We start from the raw sequence: 24,383 nt of genomic DNA, 5'->3' as shown, positions 1-24,383 counted from the left end.
AGGCAAGAGAGGGATGACCTTCCATCATGAAAAAAGAAATTGCCGTACAAGATAGGCAAGCCAATACGAAGCTAAGCGGCTGGAAAACAAGTTTTCCGGTTCGCTTGCTTCTGCTTTTCGCACTTATGCTCATTTTCTATGTGGCGTTGTTTTCCAGGCTTATTCCACAGACGTTCGATATCAAACTGGGTGCGGTTGCCGAAAAGAACATTTACGCCCCTTTCCAGATCGAAAACTCGGTGGCGACCGAGAAAGCGAAGGAAGATGCGGCCAAGAAACTGCAGCCTGTCTATAAAATCGCGAATCTTCGGAACGAAGCGATGATCGATGCGATCTACGACCGGATTTTGCAAATCAATGCGGATCCCGACGTAAAGTTCGAGGATAAGGTAAGCGTCTACCGGACCGTTATTCCGGCGATTATTTCGGATACGGAGAGAATGGCGATCCGGACGATCGGCGAAAATAATTTCGGCAACGAAGCGTTTATCGATGAAATCAATTCCAAAGTCAGTGACCAGAAATATCGGATTCCGGAAGAAATTTACTACAAATTTCCCCGTTTAACCAAGGAAGATGTAGCGGCGATGGCGCCCATTACCCGGGAAATTGTTTCCAAGCTGATGAGCGATCAGATTTCGGATGCCCAGACGGCCCGAGCGAAAGTAGCCGAGCTTGTCAATTCGTCCGACTTGTCCAAAAATACGCTGCGCGAACTGGTTCAGGAAATTGCCAGAGTCGTCATCACCCCGAATAAATTTCTGGATCAGAAAGCGACGGACGATGCGAGAGGCGAGGTCCGCGAGAACGTCAAACCCGTTTATATCAATCAGGGGGACATTATCGTCAACGAGGGCGAAGTCATTACCGATGAAATTTATAAACGCTTGAAATCGGCAGAGCTGCTTAAGGAGAAAGCGAACTATTGGCCTCACGTCGGCCTCATGCTGCTGGTCCTGTTGTTCGTTATGATGATCTATCTGTTCGTTCGGCAGAGTACACTGCCGATACGGACGAACAACTCGCAGCTTCTGATGTTCGTTCTTATTTTCGCCATTAACATGATCGGCATGAAAGTGGTGGCCCTTGGGCAAAATCCGGAATATCCGTTCATCGGATATTTGGCTCCGGCGGCTATCGGGAGCATGCTGATTACGATCCTGCTGAACCCGCAGCTCGCTTTTATCGCCAGTGTCCTGTTCAGCATTATGTCCAGCATCATTTTCAACATGCACGGGACTCAGCTTTTCGATTACCGGTACGGGCTGGTTACACTCGTTACGTGTTTCGCTTCGGTCTTCGTTATTCAAAAGGCCAGCCAGCGCTCCTCCATTCTGAAAGCGGGAATTCTCATCTCGTTTATCGGGATGATTACGATCGTTTCGCTGATGCTTCTCGATAACGTGACGCGCCAGGATCTGCTGTACTCGCTGTCTTTTTCGGCCGCCAGCGGAATTCTTACCGCCGTGTTTGTAATCGGGCTCCTGCCCTTTTTCGAAACGGCATTCGGAATCTTATCCCCGCTCAAGCTCGTGGAGCTTTCGAACCCGAATCATCCGCTGCTGCGCAAGCTGCTGACGGAGACACCCGGCACGTACCACCACAGCATTATGGTCGGCAATCTGGCGGAATCGGCGGCCGAATCTATCGGAGCGGACGGTCTGCTGTGCCGGGTCGGTTCTTACTACCATGACATCGGCAAAACGAAGCGGCCGAGCTATTTTATCGAGAATCAGACGAATATCGAAAATCCGCACGACCGTATCGATCCCGCGCTGAGCAAAAGCATTATTACCGCCCACGCCCGTGACGGGGTGGAGATGCTTAAGGAATACAACATTCCGAAGCCGATTCGCGATATCGCGGAGCAGCACCACGGAACGACGCTGCTCACGTTCTTTTATCACAAAGCAAGGAAGCTGGCCGAGGAAGAGGGCCGTGAAGTGCGCGAGGAAGATTTCCGTTACGAGGGGCCCAAAGCGCAGTGCAAGGAAACCGCCGTAGTCGGAATCGCCGATTGCGTGGAGGCGGCGGTTCGTTCTCTTCGCAATCCGACCATCGAGCAAATCGATACGATGGTCCGCAAAATCATCAAATCCCGTCTGGATGACGGCCAGTTTAACGATTGCGATCTGACGCTGAAAGAACTGGACACCATCGCGAAGACGCTGAACGAATCTCTGCTGGGCATTTTTCACTCCCGGATCGAATATCCGACCGAGCTTCCCGCCAAAGCGAAATAATCATTTGACCGATACATCTAGGAGGAATTAAACGTGGCCCTGATTTTAGCCTGGAACGATGAGCAGGACATTCTGCCGATCTCCCCTAAATTCGCCGAGAAGCTGGAAGAGCTGCTGAAGCTTGCAGGAGAAGAGGAAGGCGTCGAGGACGGGGAAGTCGCCCTGACGTTTGTAGACGACGAGACGATTCATGAGCTGAATCGTACGTACCGGAACATCGACCGTCCGACAGACGTCCTGTCTTTTGCGATGCTGGAGCAGGGGGAGGACGAACCCGCTATTCTCTATGGCGAGGAAGAGCCGGATGAAGATTCGGCAGAAGGCGATACCGACGCTGACGAGGACGGGGAAGAAGGCTTTGAGGAGCCGCTCGGCGACATCGTCATTTCGGTTCCCCGGGCCGCTGCGCAGGCCGAAGAATACGGCCATTCCGTAGAGCGGGAGCTCGGATTTTTATTCGTTCACGGATTTCTGCATCTGATCGGATACGATCACGACAACGAGGAGGCGGAACGGGAAATGTTCGCCAAGCAGGAACAGATCCTGCAGAAAGCGGGGCTTACCCGTTGAGTTCCTTTCAGCGTTTTCTGCGGGGCTTCCGCTTCGCTTACGAAGGAATAAAATACGCTTTTGATACTCAGCGCAACATGAAATTTCATTTCGTTGTTGCCTTTCTTGTATTTTTGGCTGCCGTTATTTTGGGACTGCCGCACTGGGACGTACTTTTCCTGCTGCTGGCAGTCGTTCTTGTCATCATGACCGAACTCATTAACACGGCGGTGGAAAAGGCAGTGGATCTGGCGATGCCCGATCTGCACCCGCTGGCGAAGATTGCGAAGGACACGGCGGCCGGGGCCGTTCTCGTGGCTGCCCTGTTCGCGGTCGTCGTCGGCATGGTGGTCTTCTACGGTCCTGCGGACCGGATGCTCCGCAGGGCCCAGGAGGTAGCCGCCGCGAACATGCCGGGCATGGTATGGACGCTTATCGCGCTCGTCGCTCTTGTCACGATCGTAATCGAGACAAGGTTCAGCGACCGCGGGAAGCTGGTCCGGCCCAGCCTGCTTTCGGCGGTTCTGGCGGCGCTCGCGACTTTGATTGCCGTGATCGCCGGCCAGACGATCGTGACGCTGCTCTCCGGTACGCTTGCCGCGCTTGCCTTGATGGTTTTGGCCGAGCGGAAGCACCGGGCGCTGCCGTCCCTGCTGCTCGGTTCCGTTATCGGGGTAGCCGTCACCCTTCTTGCCTGGTTGTGGAGAGGCTGGGGGTAGATACCTGACCGGCCGGCCTATATGTATACATTTTGTTGGTTTAAGGGAAAGGAAAGATGCGTTGTGAAACCGGAAGAACTGCTGGAACATGCGCGGCAGGCACGCCTGAAAGCGTACATCCCTTACTCGAACTTCGGGGTGGGAGCCGCCCTGCTGGATAAAGACGGCCACGTCCATCACGGCTGCAATATCGAAAATGCGGCTTACGGCCCGACGAACTGCGCCGAACGCACAGCGGTTTTCCGAGCCGTCGCGGACGGGCACAAACCGGGCTCCTTCCAATCTATCGCGGTTATAGGCGATACGGAAGATCCGATTTCACCGTGCGGGGTATGCCGGCAGGTTTTAATCGAACTCTGCGGACCGGACATGCCCGTTATTTTAGGTAACTTGAACGGAGACTATACCGTAACGACTACGGGTGAACTTCTGCCCGGGGCGTTTACGTCGAAAGATTTGCAGTCCTAGGAGGAACTAATTACAGCATGAACAAAGAAAAATTCAAATCCGGATTCGTTTCCATTATCGGACGGCCGAACGTAGGGAAATCCACCCTGATGAACCAGGTAATCGGTCAGAAGATCGCGATTATGTCCGATAAGCCGCAGACTACGCGCAACAAAATTCACGGCGTATATACGACCGACAATTCCCAGATCGTGTTCCTGGACACGCCGGGGATTCATAAACCGTCTTCCAAGCTGGGCGATTATATGATGAAAGTGGCTCACAGCACTTTAGGCGAAGTCGATGCCATTCTGTTTCTTGCCGACGTTTCGGAAGGAATCGGCGGCGGAGACCGTTATATCATCGAACAGCTGAAAAACGTTAAAACGCCGGTCATTCTCGTTCTGAACAAAATCGATCAGGTGCATCCGGAACAATTGCTGCCGATCATTACGACCTATAAAGATTTGTATGAATTCGCGGAAATCGTTCCGGTCTCGGCTCTGCTCGGCAACAACGTAAACACGATGCTGGAACAGGTCGTTAAATATTTGCCGGAAGGCCCGCAGTACTATCCAGCGGATCAAATCACGGACCATCCCGAGCAGTTCGTTTGCGCGGAGCTTGTTCGCGAGAAGATCCTCCATATGACAAGGGAAGAAATTCCCCACTCCATCGCGGTAGCGATTGAGGATATGAAGGTCGAAAAAAACGGTGTGGTTCATATTTCAGCCGTCATTTACGTAGAGCGCGATTCGCAGAAAGGCATTATTATCGGCAAGCAAGGCTCGCTGCTGAAAGAAATCGGCAAGCAGGCGAGACATGATATCGAAGCGCTGCTCGGCTCCAAAACGTTTCTCGAGTTGTGGGTAAAAGTCAAAAAAGACTGGCGCAATCAGGAACGCGTGCTGCGGGACCTGGGCTTCCGAAACGAATAACCGCAAGGCTTTCCTCGCGTTCCATTAATTGCCGGACATAGTCTGCTTCAACGGGTACATCCTAAGGGTAATCATCAACACGAACATCTTACGGAGAGGATGATCCAAAGTGAGAGATTTTACCTGGGAGTATTTTTGGTCGACGGGGGAAGTGGACGCTTACCTGCTGTACAAAGATTTGGCGTCTGATCCCGAACTTGCAGGAGAAGAGCTGATGCAGCAAGAGCAGGAAGCCGTGTATTCGATCGAAGCCTGAGAACGCCTGGAGACTGATCCGGCGTTTCCGGAAAGGAAGCGCATGAGAGATGCTGCACCGGGTGCAAGGGATTGTTCTCCGTAGCGTCGATTACGGGGAAGGAAACAAAATCATTACGATTTATACCCGTGAACTTGGCAAAGTAGGGGTGATCGCGCGCGGAGTGAAGAAGGTGAAAAGCCGGCTCGGCGCCGTCACTCAGCTATTCACGTACGGGGATTATGTTTTTTATAGACAGGGGAAGCTTGGAACGCTTAATCATGGGGAGATCATAGAACCCCATCACAAATTGAGAGAAGATCTTTATAAATCTGCGTACGCCTCTTACCTGGTTGAAATGGTTGACCGGATGCTGGGAGAGGAGGATCGCAGTTTCTTCTTGTTCGATCAATTGGAAGCGGGACTCATGGCCATCGAGCAGGAGAAGGATATGCAGATCGTCGCGCATGTTTTCGAGCTTAAGATGCTTGCGGCCGCCGGGTATACGCCGGTTCTAGATAAATGCGCGTCGTGCGGCCGCACGGAGGAACTTTCCGCTTTCAGCGCTGCTGCAGGAGGCGCTATGTGCAGCCGCTGCAAGCATCTCGATCCTTATGCCGCGGCCGTGACGGAAAGTACGCTGAAGCTTATGCGGCTTTTGCAGCAGGTGGATCTTAGCCGGATCGGCAATGTTAACGTAAAGCCCTCTACCAAATCCCAGCTGAAACACAGCATGAGGCTGTATATGGACGCCCACGTGGATGTCCGCTGGAAAGCCCGAAGCTTTTTGGACCAAATGGACAAGTACGATATATAAGCCAGCGGGTTTGACAAATGTAAGCGGGTTCCTTATAGTAAGTGATTGGAAGCAGTAACTGGTACGGATAACTGGAAGAACAGAGTACTACATTGTTGCCGTGGTGATAACCGCCGGGACCTTAGGGTCGTACGTGCGGCCGCTTTGATTTTCGAAGCTACCACGGTCCTTTTGTCTTCGTTTCCGCTTAGGTATTCCCGAATAGGTACAGGGAGGAACAACATTTATGAATCCTTCAAACAATCCGGTTATCGTTTACGTGGTATCGGATGCGATCGGAGAGACGGGAGAATCGGTCGTCAATGCCGTCGCGCTGCAATTTTACCCCGCTCCGATCTTGATAGAGCGGGTTCCTTTCGTGCACGATACGGAGGAAATCGACCGTCTTCTGGCCAAAGTTGCCCGGCAGCAGGGGATAATCGCGTTTACACTGGTCATTCCAGAGCTTCGCGATTATTTGACCCAGAAAGCGGAACAAGCGGGATTCGCTTACGTCGATCTGCTGGGACCGCTCATTCAGACGTTCGAAAAAGCGTTTAACCGCAAAGCCCGCCATCTGCCGGGAGGCAACCATCCCTTGGACGAGGATTATTTCAAAAAAATGGAGGCGATCGAGTTTGCCGTCAAATACGACGACGGCCGCGATTTCAGCGGGATCGTCAAGGCGGATATCGTCCTCGTCGGCGTATCCCGTACGTCGAAAACTCCGCTTTCCATGTACCTGGCGCACAAAAAATACAAAGTTGCCAACGTTCCCCTCGTTCCGGAAATGCAGCCGCCCGATGTACTTTTCAAAGTGCCTAAAAGCAAGGTGATCGGCCTGCTCATCGACCCGGATAAGCTCAACGCTATCCGCCGGGAACGGCTGCGCACTCTCGGACTCGCGTCCAATGCAACTTATGCCAAAACGGAACGTATTAAACAAGAGCTGGAGTTTGCGGGAACCGTGCTTTCCCGGATCGGATGCCACGTCATCGACGTATCCAACCGAGCCGTCGAAGAAACGGCCAGCCTGGTCCTCGAACATATTCGGCGTCACCCTCATTTATCCTAAAAATGCAGGATTTTTCGCGCGATGAGCGTATATACTAGTACAGCAGGACTATTAGCAGGTATCGGGGGCTTTATCCATTCAACATTCATCCTTTCAAATTGTTGTGGATGCGGACGCTTGCCCGGTTAAGCCTGAGATCATCCGGGCGGCCGCGCAGTATTCGGTTCACGTGCTTATGGTGGCTTCGTTCGACCACCGGCTGAAGGAGCAGGAAGGGATCGAGGTGATCCAAGTCGACCGTTCGGACCAGTCCGTCGATTTGTTTATCGCCAATCATATCCGGCGCGGAGATATCCTGGTTACCCAGGATTTCGGTCTGGCCGCTATCGGTTTGGGCAAAGGGGCGGTATGCCTCTCGAACCGCGGGCAGGAATATACCGACCGGACCATTGATTTTCTTCTTGACCGGCGTCATACACAAGGCAAGCTGCGCCGTGGAGGCAAGCATTCCAAAGGACCGAAGCCTTTTACGGATGAGGACCGGGAATTTTTTCTACAAGGTTTGACAAAAGTTTTACTTCGTTTGCAGGAGAATAGGCCTGTTTAGCGAATACGTATAGTTGTTTACCGCACAAGAAGCTTTTTATAAGGATTGAAGGTGGGGGAAATGGGTTACGGACGCATTCCGGATGAAGTGATCGAAGCTGTTCTGCAGCGTCATGACATTGCCGATGTGATAGGAAAATACGTCCATTTGACCAAACAGGGCCACTACCTGAAGGGGCTTTGTCCGTTTCACTCGGAAAAATCGCCTTCGTTTACGGTTACGCCCGAGAAACAGATTTACCACTGCTTCGGCTGCGGAGCGGGGGGCAACATGTTTCAGTTTCTCCGGGAAATCGAAGGCTACACGTTTACTGAAGCCGTCCGGCACCTGGCGGAGGAAGCGGATATTCCTGTTACGTGGGAAGAGTCATTGTCCGCGGACAACCCGCAGCAGAAGGACCGGTCCAAAATGCTGGAGGCCAATGAGAAAGCGGCCAAACTGTACTGTTATATTCTAATGAATACCGATCAAGGCAAGAACGCACTCGATTATGTGCGCAACCGGCAGATGTCGGATAAATTGATCGACGCTTTTCAGATCGGATATGCTCCCGCCATGTGGGATACGCTTGTACAGCAGCTTCAGAAGGCGGGCTACGATCTTCCGCTGATGGAACGGGGAGGGCTTGTTTCGGCCCGTTCCGAGGGAGACGGTTATATCGACAAGTTCAGGGACAGAGTGATTTTCCCGATCTGGGACGCGCAGGGCAAAGTCATTGCCTTCGGCGGCCGGGCGCTCGGGGATGTGCAGCCTAAGTACTTGAACAGTCCTGAAACGATGCTCTTCAACAAAAGCCGTGTGCTGTATAATTTTCACCAGGCACGTCCGCAAATCCGGAAAACGAATACGATGGTATTGTTTGAAGGCTATATGGATGTGGTAAAAGCTTGGGAAGCCGGGGTGAGAAACGGTGTAGGTACGATGGGTACCGCGCTGACCCCCGAGCATGCGGAACTGATCCGGCGCAACGCCGGACGGGTCGTGATCTGTTACGACGGAGATTCGGCCGGACAGAATGCGGCTTATAAGGCAATCCCCCTGCTTGAACAGGCAGGCTGCGAAGTGAAAGTGGCCATGCTTCCGGATGCCAAAGATCCGGATGAATATATTACTGCATACGGCTCCGAGAGATTTGTACGGGAAATCATTGATTACGCCGTACCCTCGATCAAATACAGGCTGCACTACATTCGCCGGCATTTCCGTTTGCAGGAGGAAGGCGATCGGATACGCTACCAGCAAACGGCCTTGAAGTTGATTGCGGACTTGAGTTGGATCGAACGGGAGCATTATTTAAAACAGCTCGCCGGTGAGTTTGAGACCTCTTACGAGTCGCTCAAACAAGATTTGGCCAACCTCCGGATGAAATCGGAAAAAAACCGGACAGTCAGGGATAATATCGACGTTCCGTGGAATAATGGTAGGCATAATAGGAAAGAAACGCCAAAAGCGCCGCTTTATCCGGCTTATCATAACGCGGAACGGCAGCTTCTAGCCGTCATGATGCACGATCGGGATGTTAGCGCCTATGTGGAAGAACGGTTAGGCGACGAATTTAACGTGGATGCTCATGCCGTTCTGGCGGCTTATTTATATGCTTTTTACTCCCAAAACTCCACACCGAGCGTGAGCCGTTACATGGCGATGATTCAGGACGACAAGCTGGAAAATCTGGCGAGTTCCATCGCGATGATGGGTGCCCACCACGGTGTAAACGAAGTCGTCATCGACGATTACATCAAAGAAATCAAAAAATATCCGAAGCAGCAGGAAATATCCAGAAAAAAAGAAGAAATGATCCGTGCGGAGCGCTCAGGGGATCCTTTGCGGGCTGCACAAATTCTTAGCGAAATTATTGCCCTAGAGAAACAACTTAAATTTTCGTAACGCAGGTTCCGGATAATCTAGGGAGGAGGGAGTTGGATTATGGCGAACGATCAACATACTGAGATCGAAACCGAGTTGACCCTGGAGCAGGTAAAGGAGCAGCTTATCGAGTTAGGCAAGAAGCGTTCCTCGCTCACTTATAAAGACATCACAGAACGGCTGGCTCCTTATGATCAAGATCCGGAACAGATTGACGAGTTTTTCGAACAATTGTCCGAAATGGGAATTGATGTGGGGAACGAGTCCGATGAGGACGAAGGAAGAGCACGTCCGGAGGGCGATCGGGAGAACGATGAATTCAGCTTTGAAGATGATCTGACTCTCCCGCCAGGCATTAAAATCAATGACCCGGTGCGGATGTATCTGAAAGAGATCGGCCGTGTTCCGCTTCTATCGGCAGAGAATGAAGTGGATCTGGCGAAAAGAATCGAGCAGGGCGATGAGGAAGCGAAGCGCCGTCTGGCCGAAGCGAACCTCCGTCTCGTCGTCAGCATCGCCAAACGCTATGTCGGACGCGGCATGCTGTTCCTGGATCTGATCCAGGAAGGAAACATGGGTCTGATCAAAGCGGTGGAGAAGTTCGACCACACCAAAGGGTATAAGTTCAGTACGTATGCCACCTGGTGGATTCGTCAAGCCATTACACGCGCCATTGCCGATCAGGCGAGAACGATCCGGATTCCGGTTCACATGGTGGAAACCATCAACAAGCTGATCCGGGTATCCCGCCAACTGCTGCAGGAACTGGGGCGTGAACCGACGCCGGAAGAAATCGCGAAGGAAATGGAACTGAGCACGGATAAAGTCCGCGAAATCATGAAGATCGCGCAGGAGCCGGTATCCCTGGAAACTCCGATCGGTGAAGAGGACGATTCCCATCTGGGCGACTTTATTGAAGATCAGGAAGCGCTGGCACCGGCGGATGCGGCGGCTTACGAGCTTCTCAAAGAACAGCTTGAAGATGTTCTTGATACGCTGACCGAGCGTGAAGAAAACGTGCTTCGTCTTCGCTTCGGTCTGGATGACGGGCGTACCCGGACTCTGGAAGAAGTGGGCAAAGTTTTCGGGGTTACCCGTGAACGGATTCGTCAGATCGAGGCTAAAGCGCTTCGCAAGCTGAGGCACCCTAGCCGCAGCAAACGTTTAAAAGATTTCCTTGAATAGAATCCGAATGCCCGCCTCCGGCGGGTTTCTTTTTTTCAAATAGAAGGAGGAACGTTGAAATGTCAAAGGCCCTGTTGATCAGTTTGTGCATACTTGCGGTTCTTGCTGTGGCTTTGACAGCCGTAGCCTTCTATATGTTCGGGCTTGGAATACGCCGCAGCAGCAAGGAATTTCTCCAGAACAGCCCGGATCTTGCGGATCACTTGGAAGAAATCGCGGTAGACCCGTCACCGGCTACGGCGGATAGCTGGCTTGCCCGCCAGACGCTGGAGCAAGTGTCCATTCAATCGGCCGACGGCCTTCGTCTAAACGGCTGGTATCTGGAGGCCGAGCGGCCTACGGACGTAACGGCGCTGCTGGCGCACGGATATTCCGGGCAGGGCAGGGACATGGCCAGCTTCGCTCAAATTCACCACGAGCTCGGCTATAACGTGCTGATGCCGGACAACCGGGGGCACGGGCAGAGCGAAGGGGAGTATATCGGCTTCGGATGGACGGACCGATTGGATTACGTCAACTGGACCCGGTATATTCTGAAGCGGAGCGGCGAAGACGCCCGGATTCTTCTCCACGGCGTATCCATGGGCGGCGCTACAGTACTGATGGCAAGCGGCGAAAGGCTGCCGGAGCAGGTGAAAGGAATCATCGCGGATTGCTCCTACACGTCCGTCAAAGACATTCTGAGCTACCAGCTCAAGAGAATGTTCAAGCTGCCCGCGTTTCCGCTTATTCCCCTTACCAGCCTGATCTGCAAAATAAAAGCGGGCTATTTCTTCGGGGAAGCTTCGGCGCTGAGGCAGGTAAAGCGTACGGAAAAGCCGATCTTGTTCATTCATGGAGAAGCGGATACATTCGTTCCTTTTTTTATGGTGCACGGCTTATACAAGGCGGCTCCCGCGGGCAAAGATCTGTTCATGGTGCCCCGTGCGGGACACGGGCTTGCTTTTATGACGGACAAGGACGGCTACCGGAGCAGAGTGACCGATTTTGCCAAGCAATGCCTGGAAGAAAAGCAAAAGGTCGTGCAGGTACGTTCTGAAGCTTGAAACCGCAAATGCAGGATCATCGGATTTCCTTCTCAAATTCGGAAGGCGGCGAACCGATAAAGTTGTTGGGAAGGTGAAGCTAATGGATGACGAGAAACGAACGGCTATTATTAAAGAAATCGAACACTGGCGGAGATCTAAGCTTCTGCCCGCACAGTACTGCGACTTTCTGCTCAATTTGTACATGGAAACGGGTGCGGACCATTCCAGAAGGGTTTTGGGGATATCGACCAAATCCATCCGGGGAAGCCACTGGAAATTCTGGGTTGCAGCCGTTGTAATCATCATTGTTTTATCGTTGACTCTACTTAATTTTAACTCTTTTGGAATTTCTTTGCAAATTGGCGTTTCCGCCGTATTTGTTGTATCTTGGTATATAATCGGCTTCCGGCAAAAAGAAGAACAGCCTTTCAGGGCCCAGCTTTCGACGGGCATCGCTTCGGCCTCCCTGATCGGTTTCGGAGTATGGATTCTTTATGGAAACGGCTTGACCGCGCAGTTGTATTTGGGGTCTTTCGTAGCCCTTTGCGGCCTTATCTGGCTGCTTGTCGGGCTTCTCGGGCGGACGCCTCTGCTTCAATACTGCGGATGGCTGGCGCTGCTTGTTACGTACGGGTTCGTATTAAGCCAGCGTTTGGATCCCGCCACCTGGTACAAGCTGCAGCTTGCCTGGCTTCCGCTTTCTTTCATCCTCATGTGGATCGGCTGGCTGATTCAACACCGCTGGAAGAAACCCGGACTGGTTCTGCTGCTTGCGGGAGCGACCGTTTGGATCGCGCCCGAGCTGTTCGGACTGGCTTGGGGCACCTCGGCGCAGCAGCTTCTCCAGCTTTCGCTTGCCGGCAAAGTGGCGGCGGCGGGAATCGCGCTGTTTGCCTATCGTAAAAATTGGACGGAATGGGTTGCTTAAAATATGGTGAAATTGTCTCAACGTTTACTGGAAATTGCGAAAAAAGTCCCTCAAGGGGCAAAACTTGCGGATATCGGATCCGATCATGCCCTGCTGCCGACTTATCTGGTGCAGCAGGGCACTGTTCCGTCTGCGGTCGCGGGCGAAGTGAACCGCGGTCCGGCGGAAGCGGCGCAGCGGCAGGTACGCGACGCCAACCTGAGCGGGCGGATCGAGGTCCGTCTCGGGGACGGACTCTCCGTGCTGCGGCCGGGCGAGGTTGATGCGGTGACAATCGCCGGGATGGGCGGAGCTTTGATTGCGTCCATTCTCGATGCGGGCGAAGACAAGCTTGCGGGTGTATCCACGCTGATTCTGCAGCCGAACGTAGGCGAGGATATTGTGCGCTGGTGGCTGCGCAGTCACGGCTGGCACCTGGCCGGCGAGACCATTCTGGAGGAGGACGGCAAGATTTATGAAATTTTGGCGGCCGTCCGGATGAAACCGGAGGATGAGGGGGATGCCGCGTTATATGCGGACCGCCTTGTCGGCGGACTCACGCTGTCCGGAGACAGGCTCTTGCAGATGGGGCCTTACCTGATTCAAAATCCCCCGGCGGTCTGGTTTGCGAAGTGGGAATACGAACTCGATAAACTGGCTATGATCCGCAGACAGCTCGACCGTTCGGTTTCCGGAAACGCGGAAGAGAAACGGGCCGCGCTGGAGACGGAAATCTCGCGCATCAAGGAGGTTCTGGAATGTTTGCGAAAGGACAAACCGTAATTCAATTGTTCGAAAAGCTGGCGCCCAAGCACTACGCGGTGCCTGACGATAAAATCGGCCTGCAGCTCGGCACGCTGCAGAAGGAAATCAAAAAGATCCTCGTGGCGCTGGACGTGACCGACGAGGTTGTGGAGGAAGCGGTCCGGACGGGCGCGGATCTGATTATCGCGCATCATGCGATCATTTTCAGACCCTTGGCCCACCTGCAGACGGATACACCGGCCGGTAGGCTGTACGAGAAGCTCATCAAGAACGATATCGCGGTCTACATCGCGCATACGAATCTGGATGTAGCGGAGGGAGGCATCAACGACCTGATGGCCGAAGCTCTCGGCTTGAAGGACCTGGTGCCTCTGGACGAGGTTCATACGGAGAAGCTCAGCAAGCTGGTCGTCTTTGTGCCGGAAAGCCATCACGAGAAGGTGCTGCAGGCGCTGTTCCAGGCCGGAGCGGGCTGGATCGGCGATTACAGCCACTGCTCGTTCAACATTCCCGGCACAGGGACGTTTATGCCCCGTGAGGGCACGAAGCCCTTCCTGGGCGAGCAGGGCAAGCTGGAGCGCGCGGATGAGGTGCGCGTGGAGACGATTGTGCCCGCGAGCATTCAGCGGGCGGTGGTGCAGGCGCTGCTGAAGGCGCATCCGTACGAAGAGGTCGCTTACGACCTCTACCCGATGGATCTCAAAGGCCGTACGTTCGGCCTTGGACGCGCCGGCAAGCTGCCGGAGCCCCTTACGCTGCGCGAGCTTGTCGCGGCCGCGAAGGAGGCCTTCGACGTGCCGACGGTGCGCGTCGTCGGCGATCTGGACCGCACCGTCCGCAAGGCGGCGGTGCTGGGAGGCTCCGGCGGCCGGTATGTGCGCGGCGCGATGTTTGCGGGAGCCGATGTCCTCGTGACCGGGGACATCGACTACCACACCGCGCACGACGCGCTGGCCGCGGGCATGTGCCTGATCGACGTGGGGCACAACGTCGAGAAAATCATGAAGCGCGCGGTGGCGGATTACATGAACCGCGCGCTCGCGGAAAAGAAATACGAAACGGTCGCGGCCGCATCGGAACCGAGTACGGAACCGTTCCAATTCGTCTAAAAAACGTGAATTGGCTGCATTCCCAGTCATTCGTTGTTGAATTCGGCGCCGATAACCTGTATACTAGCAAATGTTCTCGGAAAGTTTGACAGACAATCGCTGGTGATGCTTGCATCGCGAGAGGAAAGTCCGGGCTCCATAGGGCAGGGTGCTGGATAACGTCCAGTCAGCGCGAGCTGAAGGATAGTGCCACAGAAATGGACCGCCGATGGCGTCTCTGACGCACAGGCAAGGGTGGAACCGTGGTGTAAGAGACCACGAGGGGTACTGGTGACTTTACCCCTGGTAAACCCCACTTGGAGCAAGACCTAATGGGACGCGGTCTGCAGGCTTTGCCTGACAGACAGCCTTAGCCCGAGGCGCGTCCGGGTTGGTCGCTTGAGCTGTATAGCAATGTATGGCCTAGATAGATGATTGTCACTTCAATGGTGGGAGGGTATCGTAGCCCGCAGCACCACCGGAAGTACAGAACCCGGCTTACGGCAAGCTTTCCATCCTTACGACATCGAAAAACCGCCCGTTATCTTCGGATAACGAGGCGGTTTTTGAGTTGTGCGCCGGGGGCTATTTTTGCAACTCCGCCGTCCTTTTAAAGTACGGCGGAGTTTATTTGATTACCGGGCCGTTTGTCCGCGGCCTTGACTTGAATGTACCCGGGTCCAGACGCCAATTACAAAGCTTGCGGGTGCAGTCGGGGCAATCCCGGCTATGTGACGGACCGTTTTTTATCCCTGAGCTGGTTGTTTGCATCCCTGGTTGGGTGTACCCGGGCCGGGACGCCAGTTGTGAAGCCGCAGGTACAGTCGGGGCAATCCGGCGGATATGCGGGCCGTTTATTTATCCTGAGTTGCTTGTCTTCGCCTCGGCTTGAACCCGTGGTCCAGGGGCTAGTGAGGGTTTGATGCCGCAGCCTCCGGATTAACTGCCCAGGTCAGGCCAGTATAGTTACGGGGCTGCAGGCGCCGGTGCCGTCCCCGGAAGGCCGGCCTGCACGGGACCCCGGCCAAGAGCGGCCTCAACCGCTTTGTCGACGTTGATCAGGCCGAACCCGAAGGATGTGTCGCGGCCTTTGTCCCCGATATCCACAGCCGTCTGACGCATCAGTTCCATCACCTCGGTATTTTTGAGGGACGGATTCGCCGAACGGAGCAGGGCTGCGAGAGCCGTGACATGCGGACAGGCCATGGAAGTGCCGGAGAGTGCCGCATACTGGTTCTGCGGGTAGGTGCTGGCGATGCTGACGCCCGGAGCGGCGACGTCGATATAATCTCCGTAGTTCGAGAAAGAGGCCCGCTCGTTGCTCGAATCCGTGGCGGCGACCGCAAACACTTCAGGATAGGCCGCGGGATAGCCCGGCCGTTCCGTGTTGTCGTTGCCGCTGGCGGCGATTAGGACCACGTCGCGGTCGTAAGCGTATTTGATGGCATCGTGCAGGAAATCCGAGCTGGCGTAGTTGCCCAGACTAAGGTTAATTACCTTGGCACCGTGGTCGGTGGCCCAGATGATTCCCTGGGCAACGGCATACGTGCTGCCAACTCCGCTGCTGTCCAGAGCCTTGACCGGCATAATTTTGTTATACCAGGTCATACCGGCTACTCCCAATCCGTTATTAACCTGCGCGCCGATAATTCCGGCTACGTGGGTGCCGTGTCCGACATCATCCATCGGCTGCGCGGTCGGATCGAGGACGTTGTAGCCTTCGATGAGTTGACCTTTCAAGTCCTCATGATTGACATCGGCTCCCGTATCCACGATCGCAACCTTGACATCCTGAGTGCCCTTGTTGAAGTTCCAGCCCTTTAGCGTATTCGTGATCGGAAGGTTCCACTGATACTTATTGAAAAGGGCGTCGTTGGGAATGACGTCAGGCTGCTCGGCCGCCTGCTCGCCGGTTCCGGTATGTTCCCTCCCGGTATTGCCGCTCCTGCCGCCGGGCCACCAGTCAAAAAACCAGCTTAACGGTTTGGTGCCCCGCGACAAGTCATTCGTTTCGTAAATATAGTGCGGCTCCACAAAACGCACATCCTGACGTTTGCGGAAATAATCCATCAGCTGCCGGGCTTCAAGGCTCCGGGCGGTAATAATATACGTATTGCCGATGAGCTTGACTTTGGTAGCGCCGATCTCGGTACGGATACGGGAAAGCTCGGCTTCCCGCAGGGCACGGTTAAACTGGACGACGACATCGTGGCGCTCGTAATGGCTGGTGCCTTCATGATCGTCGGGACTGGTAACGCGCTTGCTGCGGAGTGTGTCGGTATCTACACTCTCGATTTTCCAGCTGTTTTTATCGGAATGGAAAGACTGCAGGCGGAGATTTTTACGCTGATGATTGGAAACCTCCTGCAAAATATGCTGGCGTACAACGGCGACGACCGAACTTTTCTTGTCGGGAGCGGGCACGTTCATTACAAAGTAGGGTTTATCCGCTACCGTGAAATTAGGCGACTGATAAGCGGTTCCTTGTGCGGCCGCTTTTTTTGCCTCTTCAAGATAAGGCCGGGCGCTCTTGGCGAGTTCTCTGGACAGTTTGCCGGAGACGATTTCGCCGGAAGAAGAGGAACCGGAAGGGCCCGAACCGGACGAAGCTGCTGCGCCGGGAGTCTCAGGAGCACGGGTAGTACCGGAGCTGCCGGATGCACCCGGACCGGACTTGGCGGAACTGCCGGATATAACAGAAGAAGGCGATTTGCCCGGTACAGCACCCGGATCAGACTTCGCGGGAATCCAGTCCAGCATAATGATGTGGCCGTGCTTGTTCTGCATCTCCCGCAGCGTTTCCTTGATCTTCTTGGGATCGGCTTGGTTCAGGGAAGCGTACATCTGGTTAACATGGAGCAGGCACTGGTTCCGGCACAATTGGTCGGTCAAGGCGACATCCTGCTCCACAACGGCTTGTTTATATTTCAGCTCGGCTTCCGGCTGTACGTGACGGGCTTCGGGTTTCGTCTGGCAGGCGCTCGTTACGACAAGCAGGCTGCCGAGGATCATGCCGCCTAAGGCGGCAGTAGGGCGTCGCATGGGTCGGAGGCCTCCTTTCCTTCGTCTGGACTACATAAAAGTAGGGTGGGAAAGGGGCGCTTTTTTTATACCGAAGCCCGACATTTCCCCTCAAGAATCGGGTACCTTTTCCAGAGAAAGTGTGATACTATATGGATGGGCTGAGCCGGGTGCGAGTTCCCGCTCTGTTAACTAGAGGAGGTCATAACCGTAATGGCAATGGATAATGTTAAGAAAACGTGCGAGACAACGAGAAAGAAACTGAAGGAAGCGGCGGACCGCATCGAGTCGTTTCTGAACACCTACTCTCTTCCGCAGTTAAATGCAGAGTCCGATCCCGAAATGGAAGAGTTTTACCGCGGCTATTTGCAGGATACTCGTCACCTGCTTGTGTTCTGCGAGGTAGCTTACGAGAAGCTTGGAGTCAGCTTGCGCAGACCGACCTTTAATGTGGATTTTACCGAAAAAGTGCTGTATGAAATGTACCACAACTGTATCAGCCCTTTCTTTTACCCGAAGAACGAGTGCTACTCCGAAGACGGCCGCTACGCGTATACCGGACAGGATGCCATTCGTTTCCGCAAAAAACCGAATCGTGAAGTACGCGATCTGACGATCGAATTATCCAAAATTTTCGAAGAGCTCCGCGAAGAACTGTCTTACTATGAAAATGACTACATTACCCAGCGCCGCATGCAGGGCGAACGGGTTTAAAATAAGAGAACTGAAGCCTCCGCACGCGGGGGCTTTTTTATTTGCGGTCCTGCTTGCGTTCAAGTCCGGCTGTCAGGTTGTGACAGGGCTCCCCGCGGATATCCGCGCAGCCATCGTGAGACCCTATGCTTGGGGGTGATCAATATGCCAGAAGTCAAATGCGCCGTTTCGAACTGTGCCTATTGGGGACAGGGCAACAACTGCCGCGCGGATATCATCATGATCGAAGTGGACGAGCATGCGAATGCCGACCTGTCTTCCGAATTTGCCGGTGAAGAATTTGATACGCGTCATAAGGATCAGGCTGCGGACCGTGCCAATACGTGCTGTCACACATTCAAAGAGAAGAAGTAACACGCGCACCCGAATCCTCAGCACAACAGCAAGAGGAGGTCTTCACGTATGACTCACCACAAGAACCGTAAGAAGCGGGAGCGCACGCGGGAACATTCTCAAAAACTTGACTCGGCCGAAGCGAATTCTTCCGCGGGGAAGGAGCGCGCCGGGCGCTCGGACCGTGAGGAATATGCGGGTGAGCTGGCCCCGGGGCTTGGGGGACGCAATGTGGAAGACGCAGGCGCCCGAAGCCGGGAAGAAGCCGACTCGGATTCGTGGGTAAGCGCCCGGACGCTCGGTGTTATGGCGCTCGTGTCGTCCGTTCTTTCGTTTTTCCTGCTGCCGTTTGTGCTTGGACCCCTAGGGGCGATTCTCGGGTACATGGCGTTTGCGGATGGGAGCAGAAAAGCCGGAAGCTGGGCGATGGCGATCGGACTGATCAGTTTTTTTTCCAACTTGTTTTTTGTCCCGTTTGTGATCTAGCGAACGGCGGAAAAGGGCCTCCGGGCCCTTTTTTTATATCGTCATGGAAGGGACGGGACAGACGAAATTAGACGAAACCCCGTCAAACCGTTATAATTTGCTCAGACATGTTAGTACTGGATAAGATTGGAGGATCGAATGGAAACCGAACAAGCTATGGAACTGGTAGGCGTATCGAAAACGATAGGCGGAAAACCGATTATCAAGGACTTGTCCTTTTCCGTCCGGAGAGGGGAGATTTGCGGTTTTCTGGGACCGAACGGCTCCGGTAAAACGACGACGATCCGCATGATGGTCGGCTTGATGTCGATGAGCGCGGGCGAAATCCGGATTGCGGGATATCCCGTAAGGACGCAGCGTTCCGAGGCGATTGCCCATGTGGGCGCCATTGTCGAGAACCCCGAGCTGTACCCGTATATGTCAGGCCATAAAAATCTGATCCATTTTGCCCGGATGGCGGCTCAGCCGATTCCGGCGGGACGGATGGAGGAAATCGTAGAACTGGTCGGGCTGACCAATGCGATTCACGATAAAGTCAAAACGTACTCGCTCGGTATGCGGCAGAGGCTGGGAATCGCCCAGGCACTTCTTCACCGGCCGACGGTGCTGATTTTGGATGAACCGACCAACGGTCTCGATCCGGCCGGCATACGGGAGCTCCGCGATTATTTACGCAATTTGGCCAAGACGGAATCGATTGCGATCCTCATCTCCTCCCACCTTCTGGCGGAGGTCGAGCTGATCTGCGACCGCGCGTTGATCATCCAGGAAGGCCGGCTTGTCGGCGAACGCATCGTTCGCGGCGCTGCGACCGCGGAGGACGAGCTGGTGCTGGTCGAATTCGAACTGAAGGGGATCGAGGCGGGAGAGCATACGGCCGGGGAATATGGGCTGTTGAGGCGCGAAAACGGGCTGTATACCGCCAATTTGTCCAAATCGGCGATTCCGGAGATCGTGGCCCGGCTCGTCGGGCAGGGGATAGACGTGTATCAGGTGGCCATCCGCAAGCCGACGCTTGAAGATACCTTCCTCCAGCTGACGAAAGGAGAGGACAGCCGATGAAATTCCTTTCGCTCGTACAAAACGAAATCATGAAAATCACAAGCAAAAAATCGACTTGGATTTTCTACATTTTTCTGCTGCTGCTCAGTCTGTTTGTCGGTCTTCCCATTAAACTGTGGATTACCGGCTATTCGGAAGGCCACAATTACATCAGCTTTGCCGGCACCGTTTTTATGGTCTGCTCACTGTTTGTTACCTTGTTTGCCCTCGTACTTGGGGCGCAGACGGTAACGGAAGAATACAAGGACGGAACGATCAAGCAGCTGCTTATCCGCCCGGCCAGCCGGACGGCCGTCCTGCTGTCGAAGTACACGGCCTGCGTCATTATGGTTCTCATCGCCTACGCGGTTCTTTTCCTAAGTTCCGTAGCGGTAGGGGCCGCATTATTCGGGACGGCCGAGCTGCCTAACGAGCATTTAATCGTGCTGTCCAGCTCGTACTGGTATTCGCTGCCCGACATGCTTTTCATGTTCACGCTCGCTTTCTTTATCGCGACGGTGTTCCGCAGCAGTGCGCTGGCGATTACAGTGGCCATCGTTATGAATCTGGCGGGCTCGGCTTTTGCCGCCCTGCAGTACAACTGGGCACGGTACCTTATTTTCAACAATACGAACTGGAAGTTTTATGATCCCGATCCTCTTGTCAATCAGGGCACGCCGCCTCCTTTCCCCGGAATGACCTTCGGATTCTCACTGACGATCTATGTGCTGTATCTGGTCGTTCTTCTGGCCGTTACGGTCCTGGTTTTCCGGAAAAGAGACGTGGCTTGAGCGGTTAATTTCGGTTACGGAGCCGGATTTTCGGCAAATTTGGCAAAAAGGGTTCAAAACGGGACGATTTGTGCCGATATAAGGGTTATAATTTGCTTATGGGCTTACAAACGGGGATGAGAAAATGGCGTCTATTGATCCGCGATTAATGAAAGAGCTTTTAAAACTGGAGATGCTGAACAAATCGACGCTGTTTTCCGGCGGCGGAGCAGTGTCGGGTGCCTCCGAATCCGGCGAGGAATTCAGCTCGCTTCTCAACACGCTTCTCATGGAGCAAAGCGGCCTGTCCGCCGAGCCGGCCGGGGAGGGTGCGCTCGGCATTCTGCCGCTGGAGGCGCTGCAGGGCGCGTGGACAGGCTCTGCCGGGGCGGTTCCCGCAGCAGCGGGTACGGGCTTAAGCGTGCAGCGGCAGGCAAAAGCACTCCGTTCTTATGAAACGGCCGCCGGAGCCGTACAAGCCTCCCTGCCCGCTTCCGCGCGCGAAGCGGCTTACGACGCATACATCGTGCAGGCCAGTGAGCGTACGGGCGTAGATCCCGCCTTGATCAAAGCGGTGATCCGCCAGGAGTCTTCCTTTAACCCGAATACGGTTTCGAGAGCGGGGGCCAAGGGGCTCATGCAGTTGATGGACGGCACGGCAAACGGACTCGGCGTCACGAATGCCTTCGATCCGCAGCAGAATATCCAGGGCGGAGCGCAGTACTTGTCCTACCAGCTTAAGCGTTTCGACGGAAATGTCGGCGTCGCTCTGGCGGCGTATAACGCGGGACCCGGACGGGTCAACAAGCTGGGCATCAAAAGCGATTCCGATTTACTAGAGAAAATGCATCTGCTGCCGAATGAAACCCAGCAGTATGTGAAAAAGGTTATGAATGCCAAGGAACGGTACGACCGGGAATTCACTTAAGCCTAAATAACGTTGAAAGAAGCGGTTTCTCCGGCTGGAGAGGCCGCTTCTTTCGTTTTTCAGAAAGTCCGGCATGGTATGGAAGCGATCTTGGAAAAGGCAACCGGCTTACTTTGGAGATAAAGGCGGCTTGTGTTCGGGGTGGTTTTGCGATTTAATGAGGAATATGCAAGTGGCAGGTACAATACCCTTAACGCGATTTTTTTTCAATTAGAAAGGACAGAGATAGATGCTTTATTTGGATAACGCGGCGACAACCCAGCCTTACAAGGAAGTGGCACAGACGGTTGCGGACGTGATGCTCCAGCATTTCGGCAACCCGTCTTCGATTCATAAATTCGGCCTGGACGCCGAGAAACTGGTTAAAAAGAGCCGTGATGTGATTGCTTCCGTTCTCAAGGCCCGGCCGGAAGAAATCATTTTTACGTCGGGCGGTACGGAGAGCAGCAATCTGGCCATCAAAGGAGCGGCTTACCGGTATCGCAGCCGGGGCCGTCATCTGATCACAACGGCTGTCGAACACGCTTCCGTGACGGAGGCTTTCCGGCAATTGCAGGCGGAAGGCTTTGACGTGACGATTCTTCCCGTAGACGAAACGGGTCAAGTCCGCGTGGAGGATGTGAAGGCCGCCGTCACGGGGGACACCATTCTCGTCAGCGTCATGCATGTGAACAACGAGATGGGGCGGATCCAGCCGATCGGGGAGATCGGCCGGTGGCTGTGCGAGAAGCAGACCGTCCTGTTTCATGTGGACGCCGTACAGGGAGTAGGCAAGCTGCCTCTTTCTCCCGATGAGCTGTGCATCGACCTGATGAGTGCGTCCGCTCACAAGTTCAAAGGCCCCAAAGGAGCGGGTTTCCTCTATAAGCGGACAGGCATCGACCTCCAGGCCCAGCTTGCCGGCGGAGGCCAGGAGCAGGGGCTGCGTTCCGGCACCGAGAACGTGCCGCTGATCGTCGGGATGGCTAAGGCGCTGCGGATCGCGACCGACAAACTGGAAGAAGACATCCGGCGTAAGCGGGCTTTCCGCACCCTTGCGGTCGAAGGCATTCTCGGGCTTCCCGAGCTGGCTCTGACAGGCTCCCGCGATGAGGAAGATATGGCGCCTCATATCGTTCATTTTACTTACCCGGGCATGAATTCCGAAGTTGTCGTACATGCTTTGGAGCAGCGCGGCATATATATATCAACGAAGTCGGCTTGTTCTTCGGGAGAGCCGGAGCCGAGCAAAGTGCTGCTCTCCATGGGGCTGGACCGGGCGCATGCTTCAAGCGGCCTGCGGGTGAGCTGGACCGAAGAGCATACGGAAGCGGATGCCCGCCGGTTCGTGGAAGCGCTCCGCGGCGTAATCGCCGAACTCGTGCCAGTGTCCGTGCGGACGAAAGGGGGACGCTGAACATGATGTCTCCTTTGAAGCCCGATCTGCTGCTCGTCCGTTTCGGAGAAATGATGCTGAAGGGCAAAAACCGCTCGCGGTTTGAAAAAAAGGTCGTCAGCCAGCTCCGGGGCGTTCTTGCTCCCTTTACGCAGGTCAAGCTGGTCACCGAGTACGGCCGGGTGTATATCCGGCTCTCCGGTGCGTCCGCCGAAGATGTAGGCAAAGCCGTCTCGAAAGTGTTCGGTATTGAGACATACAGTCCCGTGTATACGGCTCCATCCGACAGCGAAGCGATTCAGGCGGTGGCGGTCGCGCTTATGAAGCAAGTCGTGAAGCGTCCGCAGACGTTTAAAGTGGAAGTCAAGCGCGTGGATAAAAGCTTTCCGTTCGATACACCGGAAATGAACCGGATCGTCGGCGGCGCCGTGCTCCGGGCTTGTCCGGAGCTCAGCGTAGATGTGCGCAGCCCCGAAACGACCCTGCGGGTGGAGCTTCGGGAGAAAGGGGCGCTGCTGTTCGTGGAGACCTTCGAGGGAGCGGGCGGTTACCCGCTCGGCACGAACGGCAAAGCCGTGCTCCTGCTCTCCGGCGGGATCGACAGCCCGGTGGCGGGCTGGCAGGCGATGCGCCGGGGGCTCGAGCTGGAAGCTGTGCATTTCCACAGCTTCCCGTACACGAGCGAGCGGGCCAAGGAGAAGGTGATCGAGCTGGCCCGCAAGCTGTCCGCGTACAGCGGCGGAAGCATCAAGCTGCACCTCGTGTCTTTCACCGAGGTGCAAACGTCGATTTATGCCGCGTACAAGGACAATCTGCTCGTCACCATTCTCCGCCGCGCCATGTACCGCATCGCGGAGACGATTGCGGAGCGGGAGAAGGCGCTGGCGCTGGTGACGGGAGAAAGTCTCGGGCAGGTGGCGAGCCAGACGCTGCCGAGCTTGAACGCGATCGGCCGGGCCGTATCGCTTCCTGTCCTGCAGCCTTTGATAGCGACGGACAAGAAGGATATCATCCGTATGGCCGAGCGGATCGATACGTATACGTTATCGATTCAGCCTTACGAAGACTGCTGCACGCTGTTCCTGCCGCCGTCGCCGAGCACAAACCCGAACCTCCGGGTCATCGAGGCGATCGAAAGAGGCCTTCCGCAGCTTGATGAATGGATCTTGCGGGCTGCGCAGGAGGCGGAAACCATCGTCGTGACTCCCGAGGATCAGACGGAGGAGGACGCCTACTTCTGATACCTTCCTCAACGGTCGGATGATGAGAAGGCGTTAGCCGGACCGGCAGAGTGAGGCGGCGGCTGGCTGCGGGCAGCTTTAGGCTT

At 54.8% G+C, this 24,383-nt stretch carries 24 protein-coding genes and 1 other RNA gene; 24 read left to right on the top strand and 1 reads right to left on the bottom strand.

Annotated elements, in window-relative coordinates:
- Positions 1-26: 26 nt before the first annotated feature.
- From AC58P5_RS07115 to rnpB, 16 genes are all read left to right on the top strand, one after another.
- On the top strand, positions 27-2,243 hold the full coding sequence (locus AC58P5_RS07115; protein WP_497385417.1) for an HD family phosphohydrolase: 2,217 nt from the start codon (positions 27-29) through the stop codon (positions 2,241-2,243).
- Positions 2,244-2,276: 33 nt separating this feature from the next.
- Positions 2,277-2,813 carry an rRNA maturation RNase YbeY gene (ybeY, locus tag AC58P5_RS07110; protein WP_497385416.1) on the top strand — a complete coding sequence of 179 codons (537 nt, stop codon included), beginning with the start codon at positions 2,277-2,279 and terminating at the stop codon, positions 2,811-2,813.
- Complete coding sequence (locus tag AC58P5_RS07105; RefSeq protein ID WP_497385415.1) at positions 2,810-3,511, top strand: diacylglycerol kinase family protein; 702 nt, start codon at positions 2,810-2,812, stop codon at positions 3,509-3,511. Before ybeY ends, AC58P5_RS07105 begins: the two co-directional genes overlap by 4 nt.
- A gap of 63 nt (positions 3,512-3,574) precedes the next feature.
- Entirely contained in the window at positions 3,575-3,979 is a 405-nt protein-coding gene (locus tag AC58P5_RS07100) for a cytidine deaminase (protein ID WP_497385414.1), read from the top strand.
- A gap of 17 nt (positions 3,980-3,996) precedes the next feature.
- Positions 3,997-4,896, top strand: a complete 900-nt coding sequence (era, locus tag AC58P5_RS07095) for a GTPase Era (RefSeq protein WP_009671648.1) — start codon at positions 3,997-3,999, stop codon at positions 4,894-4,896.
- A 109-nt stretch (positions 4,897-5,005) separates the two neighbouring features.
- Positions 5,006-5,152 carry a YqzL family protein gene (locus AC58P5_RS07090; protein WP_497385413.1) on the top strand — a complete coding sequence of 49 codons (147 nt, stop codon included), beginning with the start codon at positions 5,006-5,008 and terminating at the stop codon, positions 5,150-5,152.
- Between the two features lie 49 nt (positions 5,153-5,201).
- Positions 5,202-5,948: a DNA repair protein RecO gene (recO, locus tag AC58P5_RS07085; RefSeq protein ID WP_497385412.1), complete on the top strand. Its 747-nt coding sequence runs from the start codon at positions 5,202-5,204 to the stop codon at positions 5,946-5,948.
- A gap of 226 nt (positions 5,949-6,174) precedes the next feature.
- Positions 6,175-7,002 carry a pyruvate, water dikinase regulatory protein gene (locus AC58P5_RS07080; RefSeq protein WP_497385411.1) on the top strand — a complete coding sequence of 276 codons (828 nt, stop codon included), beginning with the start codon at positions 6,175-6,177 and terminating at the stop codon, positions 7,000-7,002.
- Positions 7,003-7,105: 103 nt separating this feature from the next.
- The gene (locus AC58P5_RS07075) at positions 7,106-7,549 is read left to right on the top strand and encodes a YaiI/YqxD family protein (RefSeq protein WP_497385410.1); all 444 of its coding nucleotides are present in this window, start codon (positions 7,106-7,108) and stop codon (positions 7,547-7,549) included.
- A gap of 60 nt (positions 7,550-7,609) precedes the next feature.
- Positions 7,610-9,436: a DNA primase gene (dnaG, locus tag AC58P5_RS07070; RefSeq protein WP_497385408.1), complete on the top strand. Its 1,827-nt coding sequence runs from the start codon at positions 7,610-7,612 to the stop codon at positions 9,434-9,436.
- A 39-nt stretch (positions 9,437-9,475) separates the two neighbouring features.
- Complete coding sequence (rpoD, locus tag AC58P5_RS07065) at positions 9,476-10,600, top strand: RNA polymerase sigma factor RpoD (protein ID WP_497385407.1); 1,125 nt, start codon at positions 9,476-9,478, stop codon at positions 10,598-10,600.
- Between the two features lie 59 nt (positions 10,601-10,659).
- Positions 10,660-11,646, top strand: coding sequence for an alpha/beta hydrolase (locus AC58P5_RS07060; protein ID WP_497385406.1), 987 nt, complete (start codon positions 10,660-10,662; stop codon positions 11,644-11,646).
- Between the two features lie 82 nt (positions 11,647-11,728).
- Positions 11,729-12,556 carry a hypothetical protein gene (locus AC58P5_RS07055; protein ID WP_497385404.1) on the top strand — a complete coding sequence of 276 codons (828 nt, stop codon included), beginning with the start codon at positions 11,729-11,731 and terminating at the stop codon, positions 12,554-12,556.
- Positions 12,557-12,559: 3 nt separating this feature from the next.
- A complete protein-coding gene (locus AC58P5_RS07050) occupies positions 12,560-13,318 on the top strand; it encodes a tRNA (adenine(22)-N(1))-methyltransferase (protein WP_497385403.1) in 759 nt (252 codons plus the stop codon).
- Entirely contained in the window at positions 13,294-14,409 is a 1,116-nt protein-coding gene (locus AC58P5_RS07045; RefSeq protein WP_497385402.1) for a Nif3-like dinuclear metal center hexameric protein, read from the top strand. Before AC58P5_RS07050 ends, AC58P5_RS07045 begins: the two co-directional genes overlap by 25 nt.
- Before the next feature lie 80 nt (positions 14,410-14,489).
- Positions 14,490-14,904: RNase P RNA component class A (gene rnpB / locus AC58P5_RS07040), an RNA gene on the top strand.
- 450 nt (positions 14,905-15,354) lie between these two features.
- Here the strand turns inward: rnpB and AC58P5_RS07035 are convergent.
- Complete coding sequence (locus AC58P5_RS07035) at positions 15,355-17,430, bottom strand: S8 family peptidase (RefSeq protein ID WP_497385401.1); 2,076 nt, start codon at positions 17,428-17,430, stop codon at positions 15,355-15,357.
- A 192-nt stretch (positions 17,431-17,622) separates the two neighbouring features.
- On the opposite strand from AC58P5_RS07035, the gene AC58P5_RS07030 reads away from it, so the two are divergent.
- The 8 genes from AC58P5_RS07030 to thiI all read left to right on the top strand — a co-directional run bounded on the left by AC58P5_RS07030 (position 17,623) and on the right by thiI (position 24,297).
- Positions 17,623-18,123, top strand: a complete 501-nt coding sequence (locus AC58P5_RS07030; RefSeq protein WP_497385399.1) for a YpuI family protein — start codon at positions 17,623-17,625, stop codon at positions 18,121-18,123.
- A 144-nt stretch (positions 18,124-18,267) separates the two neighbouring features.
- Complete coding sequence (locus AC58P5_RS07025) at positions 18,268-18,477, top strand: DUF1540 domain-containing protein (RefSeq protein WP_016423477.1); 210 nt, start codon at positions 18,268-18,270, stop codon at positions 18,475-18,477.
- A gap of 48 nt (positions 18,478-18,525) precedes the next feature.
- Positions 18,526-18,942 carry a hypothetical protein gene (locus AC58P5_RS07020; protein ID WP_497385398.1) on the top strand — a complete coding sequence of 139 codons (417 nt, stop codon included), beginning with the start codon at positions 18,526-18,528 and terminating at the stop codon, positions 18,940-18,942.
- A 138-nt stretch (positions 18,943-19,080) separates the two neighbouring features.
- On the top strand, positions 19,081-20,004 hold the full coding sequence (locus AC58P5_RS07015; RefSeq protein ID WP_497385397.1) for an ABC transporter ATP-binding protein: 924 nt from the start codon (positions 19,081-19,083) through the stop codon (positions 20,002-20,004).
- Positions 20,001-20,774: an ABC transporter permease gene (locus AC58P5_RS07010; RefSeq protein WP_497385396.1), complete on the top strand. Its 774-nt coding sequence runs from the start codon at positions 20,001-20,003 to the stop codon at positions 20,772-20,774. The genes AC58P5_RS07015 and AC58P5_RS07010 overlap by 4 nt, the downstream gene beginning before the upstream one ends.
- Positions 20,775-20,898: 124 nt before the next feature.
- A complete protein-coding gene (locus tag AC58P5_RS07005; protein ID WP_497385395.1) occupies positions 20,899-21,681 on the top strand; it encodes a lytic transglycosylase domain-containing protein in 783 nt (260 codons plus the stop codon).
- Positions 21,682-21,910: 229 nt separating this feature from the next.
- A complete protein-coding gene (locus AC58P5_RS07000) occupies positions 21,911-23,077 on the top strand; it encodes a cysteine desulfurase family protein (protein ID WP_497385394.1) in 1,167 nt (388 codons plus the stop codon).
- A 2-nt stretch (positions 23,078-23,079) separates the two neighbouring features.
- Complete coding sequence (thiI, locus tag AC58P5_RS06995) at positions 23,080-24,297, top strand: tRNA uracil 4-sulfurtransferase ThiI (RefSeq protein WP_497385393.1); 1,218 nt, start codon at positions 23,080-23,082, stop codon at positions 24,295-24,297.
- The last annotated feature ends 86 nt before the right edge of the window (positions 24,298-24,383 follow it).

The sequence above is a fragment of the Paenibacillus sp. JT31N7 genome (assembly GCF_059692095.1).
This window is presented reverse-complemented; position numbering and strand designations above follow the sequence as displayed.